Origin of the sequence: Rhizobium sp. AB2/73 (genome assembly GCF_020871915.1) — a bacterium.
GTDB lineage: Bacteria > Pseudomonadota > Alphaproteobacteria > Rhizobiales > Rhizobiaceae > Rhizobium > Rhizobium dioscoreae.
In genome coordinates this window covers 2,452,675-2,466,200 of record NZ_CP067071.1, presented here as the reverse complement: position 1 = coordinate 2,466,200, position 13,526 = coordinate 2,452,675, and the positions used below count along the sequence as shown (strand labels likewise).

Sequence of the window (13,526 nt, the reverse complement as noted above, 5' to 3'; positions counted from 1 at the left end):
GTAACATGGAGCGTGCCAGCCCCTCATCCGGCCTATGGGCCACCTTCTCCCCGTTTTCACGGGGAGAAGGGGATAGACGCACTCACTGCCTTCCTTCCGACCCCCTTCTTAGGCGAAGGTACGGAGGTCGTCCCCTCTCCCCGCCCCTTCGACAAGCTCAGGACGGGGAGAGGGCTAGTGTGAGGGGCAAGGCTGCACGCTCAAAGCCCGACGTATCAACCCTTCGACACCAGCGTCGGCTGCAGGGCACCTGATACGTTCGGTGTGACCTTCAAGCTCGATTTGTAGACGATCGGCTGGGCATATTGCAGCAACGGGATCACATAGCCCTGCTCGGCGATGTACTTGATCGCCGCCTTCCAGCCGGCAATGCGCTTTGCCTCGTCCTTTTCCACCCAGAGCGGTCCCAGCATGTCGTCGACATCCTTGGTCTTCCAGGCAGAGTGTGGCGAGGGGCCGAACATGGCGAAGCCGGTCGAGGTCGTGGGATCGCCGATGGCGTTGCCCCAGTTGTAGAAGGCGGCCGGGCCGAGCTGATGGGCAGCGCGCAGCTCATAATGCTTGGCGATTTCGTAGACTTCGATCTCAGCCTCGATCCCGACCTTGCGCCACATGCCGACGATCGCCTGGATCATCTCGTAATCCTTCGGCTTGAAGCCGCGGGTGGTCTTGATGGCGAATTTCACCGGCTTTTCCGGCGAATAGCCGCTGGCGGCCAGGAGCTTCTTGGCCTGTTCCGGATCGTAAGGGATTTTGACTGATGCGTCGTAAGCTTCGTATTCCGGCGCCTCCAGTGTCGATAGCGGCTTGCCGTAGCCGCGCAGCAGCCGCTTGATGATCGCTTCCTTGTCGATCGCCATATTGGCGGCGAGGCGGACATTCTTGTCGAGCATCGGCTCGACATTGCTGATGAAGATCATGCCGATATCGGAGATGGGGGTGGCGACGCCCGCAAGACCGGATTTCTTCTTCAGCCGATCGAAATCCTCATAGGGGATTTCCAGGGTCACGTCGGACGAGCCTGACTCGATTTCGGCGACACGGCTTGTCGTATCCGGCACGAACTTGAAGATGACGGTATCGAAGGCGGGCTTGCCGCCGAAATAGTTCGGGTTTGCCTTCAGACGCAGATAGGAATTGCCTTCATAGGCATCGACCATATAGGGGCCGGTGCCGATCGGCTTCTTCTCGAAGCCTTGCGCACCCACCTTGGTATAGTAGTCCTTCGGCAGGACATAGCCTGTCAGGAAGGCCATCCACTTGAAATAGGTCGGCTCGAAACGGACGACATCGCCGGTGATGCGGTTGCCTTCCACTTTGTAATTGTTGGCGGTCGACCAGATGAACTGGATCGGATTGCCGGTGTCCTGCTTGGCGGCGCGCTCCAGCGACCAGACGACGTCATCCGGCGTGAACTTGGAGCCGTCGTGCCAGGTCACGCCTTCGCGTACGTCCATCCAGACCTTGGTCTTGTCGTCGTTCCAGCCCCAGGCGGTCAAAAGGCCCGGTTGGAACTTCAGGTCCGGTCCCTGGCCGATATACTGGTCGAAGATCGAGCGATAGATCGCCTGGATCGTCGGATTAACGGCGGACGGGCCGGTCGTCGGATCGAAAGAGGGCAAATTGACGTTGAAAGCGACGGTCAGTGTGCCGGCTTCCGCTGCTTCCACAGGCGTTCTGCCGGCTAAAATCCCAGTCATGAATGCGGCTGCGCCGAGGCTCAGGGCCTCGCGCCGAGTAAGCGTTGTCATGGTCACTCCGTTCCCCTGTTAAGCGACAGAAAAGCATGACGCCCAACTGCCGCTGGCGATTTATTGTCGGAATGTTTTAATCTTAAAATACATATTTTGGAGCGGCAAGCGCTTTCTCTGGTGCTTCCGTAAAATCCCGGTCCGCAATTCTTACTCGGCTTCACATGTTCGCATAAATTTTATGCATACGCATATATTTGAGCGCAACGGAGATATCCGTGTCAACAACATCGGCTGACGACAGCGTATTGCTGCCCAGCCGATATCGCAAAATGATGCGGCGATATCGCATAATTGTTCGTTGACAGTTCAAGGAAGTTCAAAATATGATTTTGCAAATGATTTAAAACAAGCCCACAAGGGCAAAGGGGTAACGTCATGGCCGAGCGATCGTTTGCGCGCGAGGTCGAGGATCTGAAGCTCGGGGAAGGCGACATCTTCCGCGGCGAGGGTATTCTCGCGATCACCAAGGCACTTCTGCAATCCGGTGTCTCCTATGTCGGCGGTTATCAGGGATCGCCGATCTCGCATCTCATGGACGTGCTGGCAGACGCCAAGGACGTGATGCAGGATCTGGGCGTCCATTTCGAGACGTCGGCCTCGGAGGCCGCCGCCGCCGCCATGCTCTCCGCCTCCGTCATGTATCCGGTGCGCGGCGCCGTCACCTGGAAATCAACGGCGGGCACCAATGTCGCCTCCGATGCGCTTTCGAACCTGTCTTCGGGCGGGGTGACTGGCGGCGCGCTCATCATCATCGGCGAGGATTACGGCGAAGGCTCCTCGATCATGCAGGAGCGCAGCCATGCCTATGCAATGAAATCGCAGATGTGGCTGCTCAATCCGCGCCCGAACCTGCCGTCGATCGTGCAGGCGGTGGAGGAAGGATTCGAGCTTTCGGAAGTGTCGAACACACCCGTCATGCTGCAGGTCGGCATCCGCAGCTGTCATGTGCACGGCCAGTTCGTCGCCAAGGATAATAAGCGGCCGGCTTACACGCTGAGGCAGGCGCTGGAAAATCCGGTTCGCGACGTCAACCGCATCGTGCTGCCGCCGGCCTCCTTTCTGCACGAGAAGGAGAAGCTGGAGAAGCGCTGGCCGGCTGCCGTTGACTTCATCAAGAAACGCCAGCTCAACGAGTATTTCGGCCCCTCGGAGGGCGATGTCGGCATCATCCTGCTGGGCGGCATGTATAATGGCGTGCTGCGCGCGCTGCAGCAGCTTGGACTTGCCGATGTCTACGGCAACTCCGCCGTGCCGCTTTATGTCTTGAATGTCGCCTATCCGCTTGTGGATGACCAGATCGCTGAGTTCTGCGCCAGCAAGAAGGCGGTGCTGATGGTGGAGGAGGGGGCGCCCGAATATATCGAGCAATCCCTGAATACCATCCTGCGCCGCCGCGATATCCAGACCAAGGTCGCTGGCAAGGACGTGCTGCCGATGGGCGGCGAATATACCGCGCCGGTGCTGATGAAGGGCATCAAGAATTTCCTGGAGGTTCACCAGCGCGTGTTGCTCGGCAACCAGCCACCGCTGCCGGACCCGACGCCTGTTCTCAACGACCCGAAGATCAAGGCGCTCGCCGAAGTCGTGCCACCACGCCCGCCCGGTTTCTGCATCGGCTGTCCGGAGCGGCCGATCTTCGCCGCCATGAAGATGGTGGAGGGAGAGCTCGGCCAGCATCACATATCAGGCGATATCGGCTGCCACCTCTTCTCGATCCTGCCGCCCTTCAATATCGGCAGTACGACCATGGGCTACGGGCTTGGGCCGGCCGCGGCCTCAGCCTTCAATGTCGAGGCCGACAAGCGCGTGATCTCGGTCATGGGGGACGGCGGCTTCTGGCACAATGGTCTTGCCACCTCGGTCGGCAATGCGGTCTTCAACAAGCAGGATGGCGTCATCCTCGTCGTCGACAATTATTATTCGGCGGCAACCGGCGGGCAGGACATACCGTCCTCGCGCGCGCTGAACCCGCGCCGCAAGACCAACAATTCCATCGTCAATGCCGTCAAGGGCATCGGCGCGACCTGGGTGCGCCAGATCGACCGGACCTATGATGTCGCGAAAATGCGCGACACGCTGCGCGAGGCTCTGACCTCGAAGGAGCCGGGGCCGAAGATCATTGTTGCCTCCTCGGAATGCATGCTCAACAAGCAGCGCCGTGTGAAGCCGCAATTCGCCAAGGCTGTCAAGGACGGCAAGCGCATGGTCAAGGAGCGCTTCGGTGTCGACGAAGACGTCTGCACCGGCGATCACGCCTGCATCCGCCTTTCCGGCTGTCCATCGCTGTCGGTCAAGCATACCGACGATCCGCTGAAGGACGATCCGGTGGCGGCGATCGATAATAATTGCGTGGGATGCGGCAATTGCGGCGAGGTCTCGGAGGCGGCGGTGCTCTGTCCCTCCTTCTATCGGGCCGATATCATCCACAATCCGACGGCTTGGGATCGCTTCATTGCTCGCATGCGTTCCGGCATCATCGGCTGGCTGCAGGCGCGTCGCCGCGCCGGCCGTATCGTCTTCGCAGATTGAGAGGGCGAGATGAACGAGCATGTGAGCATGAATGATCTCGGCGCTGCCAGGCTTTCGACGGATAAGCCGCTGTCGCTTGCTATCCTCGCCATGGGCGGGCAGGGCGGCGGTGTCCTGGCCGACTGGATCGTCGGCCTTGCCGAGGCTGAGGGCTGGATGGCGCAGACCACCTCCGTGCCGGGCGTTGCCCAGCGAACGGGCGCGACGATCTATTATATTGAAATGCTGCCGGCGAAGGATGGCCACGCGCCGATCTTCTCTCTGATGCCGACGCCGGGCGATGTCGATGTCGTCATGGCGGCGGAGTTGATGGAGGCTGGCCGCTCCGTGCTGCGCGGCCTCGTCACGCCGGACAAGACGCTGCTGATCGCCTCGACGCACCGCTCCTTTGCGGTTGCGGAAAAGGAAAAGCCGGGCGATGGCATCGGCAATGCCGAGGTGGTGGTCGATGCCACGGATTTCGCCGCCAAGCGCACCATCGCCTTCGATATGGAAACGATGGCTGTCAGGAACGGCAGCGTGATTTCCGCTTCCATGTTCGGCGCTCTGGCCGGTTCCGGTGCGCTGCCCTTCGGCAAGCAGGCCTTCGAGGCGATGATCCGCGCCGGCGGCAAGGGCATCGAGCCCAGCCTCAAGGCATTCAATGCCGCCTTCGACCGGGTCAAGGAGAAACCGCGCGATGCGGTTTCCGCGACGCCGCCCAAGCATTTCGACGCGCTGCCTGAAACCGCCGGTCATCCAGCACTGGATCGTCTCGTCAATCGCATCCGCGCCGAATTTCCGGAAGTGGCCTGGCCGCTGCTATTTGCCGGCGTCAAGAAGCTGACCGATTATCAGGATCCGGCCTATGCCGATGAATATCTGAGCCGTGTCGCGGCACTCCATGCGCTGGATCGCAAGGGCGGCGGTGCGAACAAGGATTTCGCCTTCACCGTGCAGGCGGCAAAATATGTCGCGGTCGCCATGGCCTATGACGATGTCATCCGCGTTGCCGATCTGAAGGTGCGTGGCTCGCGCTTCGAGCGCGTGCGCAAGGAAGTCGGCGCCAAGGACGACCAGATCGTCTACATGACCGAATACATGCATCCGCGCATGGATGAGGTCTGCGGCACGATGCCGAAGGGCATGGGTCTCTGGATCGAAAGCCGGCCGCGCCTCTTTGCCCGACTGGATCGCTTCATCAACAAGGGGCGGCGCGTGCAGACCGGCACGTTGTTTTGGTTCCTCGGCCTCTACATGGTCTCGGGGTTGCGGCGCTTCCGTCGCGGCACGCTGCGGCATGCGCGCGAGGTGGAGCATCGCGAGGCCTGGCTGGCAGCCGCATCCAATCTGCTGGCTGCGAATTACGATCTTGCCGTCGAGGTGCTCGGCAATCGCCGCCTCGTCAAAGGCTATTCCGATACGCATGCACGCGGTCTTTCCAAGTTCGATCGCGTCATGTCGGCGCTGCCGCTCCTGCGCGAGCGCGAGGATGGAGCCGCGTGGATGCGACGGCTGCGACAGGCGGCACTTCTGGACGAAAAGGGTACGGCGCTCGACGGAGCGCTCAAAACGGTCGGGACACTCTGACACGACCGCGCCGGACGCAAATAATATCGGCCAAGACCGACAATTCCAAAAGGGAACAGTCGCATGGACACTCTTCGAAATGGCGCTGCGAAGGACCTTTCAAGTCCTCGCGGCGGTGAGATTTCGCATGCCAGAAGCCTCGTTGTCGTGCTCATTTGCTGGCTGGCGATCTTTGCGGAGGGCTACGATGTCGGCGTTCTCGGCGCCATTCTGCCGGCGCTGTCCACCGACAATGTTTGGCACCTCACGCCGCTCCAGCTCGGGGCCATGGGCAGCTACACCGTCTTCGGCATGCTTGTCGGTGGCATAGTCGTCGGTACGCTCAGCGATCTCTACGGCCGCAAGCCGATGTTTCTCGCCTGCCTTTCGCTTTTTGCCGTCTGCACGGCTGTCACCGCATGGTCACCGACGCCGACATGGTTCGGTGTCAGCCGTTTTGCCGCCGGTCTTGGCCTCGGCGGCATCATTCCGTTGGCGGCGGCGCTAACCATCGAATATTCGCCGACCGCGAAGAAGAATCTCAATTACGGCATCATGTATTCCGGCTATTCGCTGGGCCTGTTTGCCGCTGCGCTCGTCGGTAGATGGTTGTTGCCAAATTATGGATGGCGGCCGGTCGTTCTTATCGGCGCGCTGCCGGTATTGTTCGTGCCTATTATGGCATGGTTGCTGCCCGAGTCGCTTGATTTCCTCGTTGCGAAGGGGCGAGGCGAGAATGCGAGGCGGCTTGCTGCCCGGCTTGGCGTTCCCGTCCCTGCGGGAAGCGCGCCCAGGGAAACCGGCCTCGGCTGGCGCGCGGTGTTGGGCGAGATCTTTTCGCCGAGAAACGCCTTCGCCACCGCCTGCTTCTGGATCGCACTGTTCATGGGGTTGCTCCTCGTCTACGGGCTGGCCCAGTGGCTGCCGCAGATCATGCGCAAGAGCGGTTATGATCTCGGCGACAGCCTGCTCTTCCTCGCCGTCTTCAGCTTCACCTCGGCGATCGGCGGCATCGTGCTTGGCCAATGGGCGGATCGTTTTGGCGTGCGGTTGACCGTGATGCTATCCTATCTGCTTGGCGCCGTCGGTATAGCGCTTCTCGCCTTCAAGGGATCCATCTGGCTGAACTATACCGTCGTTGCCGTAGCCGGCTTCGGCACGGTTTCGGCATCGCTGATCCTCACCGGCTATCTCGCCGCTTACCTGCAGCCTTTCGTGCGGGCAGCCGGCACCGGCTGGGCGCTGAGCTTTTCGCGCATCGGCGCGCTTTCCGGCCCCTTGATGGGTGGATATATCGCCAGCCTGAATGTCGGCCCGGAATGGAATTTCTATATTTTCGCCATTGTTGCGGCCATCGCGGCATTGGCAACGGCGTTGATACCGAACAGGCGGTGATCCGAACTGGAGCGGAATCTATCAAGCCGCTCAGATCTCGTGCTTCCTGATATTGTGCAGCACCTTGTGCAGCGTCGAGATGAAGGTGCGGTATTCGGCCTCGTCGACGCCGTCGAACATTTGCAGGAAGAGGTCGTACATGGCCGGCCACACCTTCTCGAAGGCGGCGCGTCCCTCCTCGGTGATGGAGACATCGCGGATGCGCATGTCTTCGGCGCGCGGCTGGCGGCGGATGTAGCCCTGCTGCTCGAGGGAATCCAAAGTGCGGCTCATCGTCGATTGTTCGGTCACCGCAAAGACGGAGAGCTCGTTGATGGTGACGCTCGACGAGACGCTGAGGACGGCAAGCGCACGCATCTTGGCGGTCGTCATATCGTATTCACGCAGCTCTTCCGAAAGATTGGCGTTCCAGCGCGCCATCAGCCGGTTCATGAGATAGGGCGCGAAGTGATTGAGGCCGATTTCGCCCATGGTCGGGCGCTTCGGGCTCTCATCCCGCTTGCGCCGCAAAATGGTGCCTGAAAACCGTTCCTCCATCGACGAAACTCCTCCTCCGGAAACGTGTTACTTCAGCGATGATGCGAGCAGGAAGCCGGAGCCCCCACCAAGGCCCGCACCGGGATGCGCCGAAGCGCCGATGTGGTAGAGGCCCGATATGTGGGTGCGGTGGTTAACAGATGACTTGAAGGGACGCCAGATGAAAAGCTGGTCGATGCCGCAATAGCCGCCGTAGGGATCGCCGCCGACAAGGTTCATGTTCATCGCCTCCAGATCGCCAGGAGAATAGGCGCGGCGCGCGAGTTTTATGCCGGAAAAGTTCTCGATATGGCTGGATAGAAGCGCCTCAATGCGGTTGGCATAGCGCTCGCGCACCTCTTCCGTCCAGCGGCCGTCCCTTGGCGTTTCGATCTCGCCGCCGGCATCTCCCTTGATGTGCCGGGGCGCTTCGGGAAGCTGCAGCCAGAGGATCGATCTCCCCTCCGGTGCGCGGCTGGGATCGAGCGCGACAGGCTGCCCGACGCAGACCGTCGGTTCGGCCGGCAGAAGCCCGCGCTCACATTCGTTGGCGGCGCGCGAGACGCCGTCGAGGCCGGGCGTGAGGTGCAGCAGCGCCACCTTGCCGAGGTCGGCATTGGCCTTCCAGCGCGGTGGCTCGGAAAGCGCATAGTGGATCTGCATATCGCCCTTGCCGTAGCGGTAGCTGGCAACGCCTGACTTGATCTCCGGCGGCAGCGGATCCGGCCAATCCTTCATCAGCCGCTCGTAAAGCTGGTTCGGTGTGACCGAGCAGATCACGCCGGCCTTTGCTCTCAAGATTTCGCCATTCGCAAGACGTATGCCATCGGCACTGCGATTGGCGTCCGGAATGATGGCCTCGACATCGGCACTCACGCGAATCTCGCCGCCATTGTCGGTGATCAGCCGTTCGAAGGCCGTCAGCAGTTTTTCGGCGCCACCCTTGACGATCGGCGCGCCACCCAATTCCAATGCGAAGCCGATCACCTTCAGCATTTCGGCGGAATAGGCGCTTTCGGGCCCAAGGCCGCAATGAAGCACCCACGGCGCCCAGAGCGCATGGATATCCTCGGACCTGTAGCTGGTTTCGAGATAGCCGCGTGCCGGCGTCAAAGCATCGCCAAACCAAGCAGCGAGCTTGCGCAGGCCGCGGTTCCAGCCCTGCCTGCCGATGGTTTTTAGCATCGATCCCGACCACAATGTACCGCCGAGCAGCGAAAACAGGAATGGCGCGTCTGCGGCCAGCGCATCCATTTCGCGCGCGAAGGTCTGCCCATCGCCGAGCGACAGTTCATCGAAGGTGGCGATATTGCGCCGCCGGTCCTTGGAAAAGATCACATGCGAACCGTCAGGCCTGAGAACGCCCGTGGGGAGGTCGGCATGGGCGAATTCCAGGCCTCGTGCCTCGAGATCCTTGCCGATGGCGCCATAGGCCGGTGAGGTGAGGAACAACACCATGGTCGTTGCCATGACGTCGTGGATGAAGCCGGGCTCGGTGACCTCCTCGGTGCGCAGGCAGCCGCCGATGCGGTCGTTGCGCTCAAGGACGAGAACCTTGTGCCCCTTTTTGCCGAGCATGGCGGCTGCGACGAGCGCATTTATGCCGCTGCCGACGATGATGTAGTCATGATCGCCCATTGCCGCCGCCCTCATTGGCAAGATGAACAGAAAGGAGGAGCCGCCCAGGGCTCCAGCCTCTCCAGCCTATCATGCAATCAATGCCAGTGCGCGAACCGGCGAGCCGGTGCCCTTGACGAACTTCAACGGCGCAGCGATGAGAACAGCGCCCTTGGCCGGAAGCTGGTCGAGGTTCGAGAGGCTGGCGAGGCCATAGCGATTGGCCTTGTGCATGAGGTTGTGCGCCGGGAAAGGCGGGTTCATGCCGCCGGCGGAACCGGCATCGGTGCCGATGGTCTCCTGGCCCCAACCGATAATGCCCTTGGTGAGCAGATATTCGATCGCTTCGGCCGTCGGGCCGGGGGAATGCGGGCCGTTTTCATCGGCATTCAGGAAGGTCTCGGTCGAGCCGTTACGCTTGTACCAGTCGGTCCGCAGCAGTACCCAGCTGCCGGCTTCGATCGCGCCGTTCTGGGCTTCCCATTCTTTGATGCTCTCGACCGTCAGCAGATAATCGGGATTGGCGGCGGCTTCCTTGGAGCGGTCGATGACGTTGACCGGCGCCACAAAATTCTGCGGCGGAATGGTGTCCGTCGTGTTGTTCGGATGGTCCTTGCCGGTGATCCAGTGACAGGGCGCGTCGAAATGCGTGCCGGTATGCTCGCCGAGCTCCAGCCAGTTCCAGGCCCAGAAGGGGCCGTCCTGATTGTATTCCGAGATCGTATGGACCTTGACGTTCGGCGTGTTCTTGCCGAACTGCGGCGGCAGGTAGAGCACCGGAGTGTCCGGACCGAGCGGCGCGGTGAGATCGACGACCTTGACGGAGCCCGAAAGAAGGGCCGAGGCGAGGCTGGCGAGTGCGGTGGCTGTCATATTTTTGCGTTCCCCTTGTTGTTGCATGATCCATGCAAAGAGCCTTTTTGTGGGTCTTTTGGTCAGGATCGGGCATGAAGTCGGTATCGCCAGGCGTGGGGTGCCTTTCCTCCTGGCACCGGCTCCGCGCGGCGGCGGAATAAGGGGAGCCTATGTCACAATATATGATATTGCAAGCATTCCGCTGGGGGTTCCCAGAGCCAATTTTGGCCTAAGATCAGCGGCCGTCATGAGTTTGTAAACTGCTGAAGTAAAACGAAATTCTTCTAGGTAATTCGGCAAAACACCATCACTGGTTGCTTTTGCGCCGCGTGACTCTCGTCAACAGATACTTGAAGCTTAAAACTCAAAATGTATGCATGTGATAATAATAATCACAAACCAAAAAGGGGCAGATGATGAGCTACGATGCGATCATAGTCGGGGCCGGCCACAATGGCCTGGCGGCGGCGGTGCATTTGGCCGCCAAGGGCTGGAGGGTCGCTGTCATCGAGGGAAATGCGGAGCCCGGCGGTGCCGTCAAGACTCGTGAGGTGACGCTGCCCGGCTTCCGGCATGATCTTTGTGCCATGAATCTCTCCATGTTCGCCGGCTCGGCCTTCTTTGCGCAATATAAGAACGAGCTTTCGGCCGAAGGGCTGGACTTCATACCTGCAGCGGATTGTTTCGCTAGCGTGTTTCGCGACAACACCTATCTCGGCGTCAGCACCGATCTGGAAAAGACCGCTGGCGCCATCGCCGATATCTCGCCGCAGGATGCTGCAGCCTGGCGCAATATGCTCTCGGAGTTCGGTGCGGATGCCCCGCATATTTTCGGCCTGCTCGGCTCGCCCATGCCATCCCTGGCCGCCGCCAGGGTCGTCTGGAAGGCTTGGCGCGAAAAGGGGATGAGCTGGGTCTATGACACCGCACGCATGCTCTTTGCCTCGCCGCGCGATTTTCTCGATGCCCGTTTCCAGAATACCAAGCTCAAGACGATGATGGCCGCCTGGGGGCTGCATCTCGATTTTGCACCCGATGTCGCCGGCGGTGCGCTGTTTCCCTATCTCGAATCCATGGCCAATCAGGCCTTCGGCATGGTGATCGGCAAGGGCGGAGCCGATACGATCATCAGGGCGATGGCGGCCGTGCTGACGAGCAAGGGCGGCGAGCTGATGCTGGGCACGCGCGTCGACAAGATCGTCACGTCGGGCGGAAAGGCGACGGGTGTCGTGCTGGCCGATGGGCGCCGCTATGAGGCGAAGCGGGCCGTTATCGCCAATGTCCATCCGCAGATCCTGTTTGGCAAGCTTCTGGAACAGGACCCGTCACGCCGGGAGTTCGACGGCAAGGTCAAGCGCTTCCGGGCCGGGCCTGGCACGATGATGATCCATCTGGCGCTGTCTGGCCTTCCGGATTGGACGGCAGGCCAGGCGCTGCAGAATTTCGCCTATGTGCATATCGCGCCGGATCTGGAAATGATGTCGCGCGCCTATGCCGAGGCGATGGGCGGGCTTTTGCCGGCGGAGCCTGCGCTCGTGGTCGGGCAGCCGACGGCCATCGACCCGTCGCGCGCGCCGGCCGGACAACATGTGCTCTGGGTACAGGTGCGTGTCCTGCCGGCGGAATTCCGCGGCGATGCCGCCGGCGAGATCACCGCCACAAGCTGGGACGAGATCAAGGATACCTATGCCGAGCGTGTCCTCGATATTATCGAGCGCTATGCCCCAGGCTTGCGCGGCAAGATACTGGGCCGTTCTATCTTTTCACCTGTCGATCTGGAGCACGAGAATCCCAATCTCATTGGCGGCGATAATCTCTCCGGCAGCCATCATCTCGACCAGAATTTCCTGTTCCGCCCCGTTGCCGGCTATTCGCGATACAAGACGCCCGTGGCATCGCTTTACATGTGCGGGGCTTCGACATGGCCGGGCGCGGGAACGGGCGCCGGCTCCGGCTTCATGCTGGGGAAAATGCTGGCAAAGTGACGGTTATGCGACTTGACGGCCAAACCTTTGACATTTCAAATATCGTCCCCTAGATCGCTTAGATTGATGATGCGGAATGATAGGGCCGAGGCGACGTCATGACAGAGTCCGAGAGTGCAACCGTTGACCTGGAGATCATCGTTCAGGGAGCGCAGGAAGGCAAAAAACTGGAGCTGCGGCTCTGGCTGCGCATGCTTTCGACGACGAAGCTGATCTCGCAGGAAATCCGCCGCCGCCTGCGCAACGAGTTCGGCGCGACCTTGCCGCAATTCGACCTGATGGCGCAACTTTATCGCGAGCGGGAGGGTCTGCGGCTCGGGGAGCTTTCGAAGCGCACCATGGTCACCAACGGCAATGTCACCGGACTGGTCGAACGGCTGGAAGCGGATGGCTTCGTGCAGCGCGTGACGCCCGATGGCGACCGGCGCGTGACGGTTGCGAAGCTCACGGCGAAGGGCGAGACCCAATTCAGCGCCATGGCCGCCGCCCATGAAGGCTGGCTGCGCGACATGATGGCAGATGTGGAGCCCGCAATCGTTAGCGAGCTGTGGCGGGATATCGGTGCGGTGAAATCATCCGTCAGCAACCATCTTTCGGGTGCCGACTTCGATTAACGAGCCCGCTCGTCCTTGAATTTCTTTTCAAGCACGCTGACGAGGCGGACCATCGGCCAGAGCAGGATGATGTAGATCAGCGCGGCCATGATCAGCGGTGAGGGGTTGGCGTAGAAACCCTGAGCATTTTGCCCCTCTTTCAGCAGTTCGGGCAGCGCCACGGTCGAAGCAAGCGACGTATCCTTGAACATCGACACGCAATTGCTCGTCGTCGGTGGGATTACGATGCGGACCGCTTGCGGCAGCACGACCTTGTAGAGCGTGATCAGGAAGGGAATGCCGAGAGCGGCGGCCGCCTCGAACTGGCCGCGCGGCACGCTTTCGATGCCCGAGCGGAAGACTTCGGCCGAATAGGCGGCCAGCACGATCGAGAAGCCGAGGATTGCCGACCACCATGCGGAAAAGCTGATGCCGACGAAGGGCAGCGCGTAATAGATCAGGATCAGCACGACCAGCATCGGCATGGCGCGCATGATGTCGATATAGGCGATCATAAGGAGCTGCAGCGGCTTGGGGGCATAGAGGCGCACCAGGCTGACGACCAGGCCGCCGGTTACCCCAATCAGGATGCTGACCACGCCGAGCGCGATGGTCATCCAAAGCCCGCGCAGCAGCTGTGGGAAGGCCGAGATCATGACGTCGGAATTGAAGAAGGTATCGACGAAAGACATTGGCACTCCCGCGTGCGAAACGAAGACGAGGTTTCCTGCATC

10 protein-coding genes are annotated in these 13,526 nt (G+C 60.9%); 5 read left to right on the top strand and 5 right to left on the bottom strand.

The window, feature by feature from the left end; translation table 11 throughout:
* Positions 1-215 precede the first annotated feature (215 nt).
* Positions 216-1,751: an ABC transporter substrate-binding protein gene (locus I8E17_RS12215; protein WP_069611769.1), complete on the bottom strand. Its 1,536-nt coding sequence runs from the start codon at positions 1,749-1,751 to the stop codon at positions 216-218.
* A gap of 378 nt (positions 1,752-2,129) precedes the next feature.
* On the opposite strand from I8E17_RS12215, the gene I8E17_RS12210 reads away from it, so the two are divergent.
* The 3 genes from I8E17_RS12210 (at position 2,130) to I8E17_RS12200 (ending at position 7,226) form a co-directional block, all read left to right on the top strand.
* A complete protein-coding gene (locus I8E17_RS12210) occupies positions 2,130-4,283 on the top strand; it encodes an indolepyruvate ferredoxin oxidoreductase subunit alpha (RefSeq protein ID WP_069611768.1) in 2,154 nt (717 codons plus the stop codon).
* A gap of 9 nt (positions 4,284-4,292) precedes the next feature.
* Positions 4,293-5,852 (top strand): indolepyruvate oxidoreductase subunit beta family protein, encoded by a 1,560-nt coding sequence (locus tag I8E17_RS12205; protein ID WP_113366624.1) that lies wholly within the window; start codon positions 4,293-4,295, stop codon positions 5,850-5,852.
* 63 nt (positions 5,853-5,915) lie between these two features.
* Complete coding sequence (locus I8E17_RS12200) at positions 5,916-7,226, top strand: MFS transporter (RefSeq protein ID WP_083258137.1); 1,311 nt, start codon at positions 5,916-5,918, stop codon at positions 7,224-7,226.
* A 30-nt stretch (positions 7,227-7,256) separates the two neighbouring features.
* Here the strand turns inward: I8E17_RS12200 and I8E17_RS12195 are convergent, their stop codons facing one another.
* The 3 genes from I8E17_RS12195 to I8E17_RS12185 all read right to left on the bottom strand — a co-directional run bounded on the left by I8E17_RS12195 (position 7,257) and on the right by I8E17_RS12185 (position 10,232).
* The gene (locus I8E17_RS12195) at positions 7,257-7,763 is read right to left on the bottom strand and encodes a MarR family transcriptional regulator (RefSeq protein WP_069611767.1); all 507 of its coding nucleotides are present in this window, start codon (positions 7,761-7,763) and stop codon (positions 7,257-7,259) included.
* Between the two features lie 27 nt (positions 7,764-7,790).
* Positions 7,791-9,380, bottom strand: a complete 1,590-nt coding sequence (locus I8E17_RS12190) for an NAD(P)/FAD-dependent oxidoreductase (RefSeq protein WP_069611766.1) — start codon at positions 9,378-9,380, stop codon at positions 7,791-7,793.
* Between the two features lie 69 nt (positions 9,381-9,449).
* The gene (locus I8E17_RS12185; protein ID WP_069611765.1) at positions 9,450-10,232 is read right to left on the bottom strand and encodes a cyclase family protein; all 783 of its coding nucleotides are present in this window, start codon (positions 10,230-10,232) and stop codon (positions 9,450-9,452) included.
* A gap of 395 nt (positions 10,233-10,627) precedes the next feature.
* Here I8E17_RS12185 and I8E17_RS12180 point away from each other — a divergent pair, with 395 nt between their 5' ends.
* Both I8E17_RS12180 and I8E17_RS12175 read left to right on the top strand, forming a co-directional pair.
* Positions 10,628-12,199 carry an NAD(P)/FAD-dependent oxidoreductase gene (locus I8E17_RS12180; RefSeq protein ID WP_069611764.1) on the top strand — a complete coding sequence of 524 codons (1,572 nt, stop codon included), beginning with the start codon at positions 10,628-10,630 and terminating at the stop codon, positions 12,197-12,199.
* Between the two features lie 98 nt (positions 12,200-12,297).
* On the top strand, positions 12,298-12,813 hold the full coding sequence (locus tag I8E17_RS12175; protein ID WP_069611763.1) for a MarR family transcriptional regulator: 516 nt from the start codon (positions 12,298-12,300) through the stop codon (positions 12,811-12,813).
* Here the strand turns inward: I8E17_RS12175 and I8E17_RS12170 are convergent.
* Positions 12,810-13,484, bottom strand: coding sequence for an amino acid ABC transporter permease (locus tag I8E17_RS12170; protein ID WP_069611762.1), 675 nt, complete (start codon positions 13,482-13,484; stop codon positions 12,810-12,812). The two genes, I8E17_RS12175 and I8E17_RS12170, sit on opposite strands and share 4 nt — an antisense overlap.
* Positions 13,485-13,526: the final 42 nt, after the last annotated feature.

Coding starts and splice junctions, on each gene's coding strand:
- I8E17_RS12215 (WP_069611769.1), bottom strand. CDS start 1,751: ATGACAACGCTTACTCGGCGCGAGGCCCTGAGCCTCGGCGCAGCCGCA.
- I8E17_RS12210 (WP_069611768.1), top strand. CDS start 2,130: ATGGCCGAGCGATCGTTTGCGCGCGAGGTCGAGGATCTGAAGCTCGGG.
- I8E17_RS12205 (WP_113366624.1), top strand. CDS start 4,293: ATGAACGAGCATGTGAGCATGAATGATCTCGGCGCTGCCAGGCTTTCG.
- I8E17_RS12200 (WP_083258137.1), top strand. CDS start 5,916: ATGGACACTCTTCGAAATGGCGCTGCGAAGGACCTTTCAAGTCCTCGC.
- I8E17_RS12195 (WP_069611767.1), bottom strand. CDS start 7,763: ATGGAGGAACGGTTTTCAGGCACCATTTTGCGGCGCAAGCGGGATGAG.
- I8E17_RS12190 (WP_069611766.1), bottom strand. CDS start 9,380: ATGGGCGATCATGACTACATCATCGTCGGCAGCGGCATAAATGCGCTC.
- I8E17_RS12185 (WP_069611765.1), bottom strand. CDS start 10,232: ATGACAGCCACCGCACTCGCCAGCCTCGCCTCGGCCCTTCTTTCGGGC.
- I8E17_RS12180 (WP_069611764.1), top strand. CDS start 10,628: ATGATGAGCTACGATGCGATCATAGTCGGGGCCGGCCACAATGGCCTG.
- I8E17_RS12175 (WP_069611763.1), top strand. CDS start 12,298: ATGACAGAGTCCGAGAGTGCAACCGTTGACCTGGAGATCATCGTTCAG.
- I8E17_RS12170 (WP_069611762.1), bottom strand. CDS start 13,484: ATGTCTTTCGTCGATACCTTCTTCAATTCCGACGTCATGATCTCGGCC.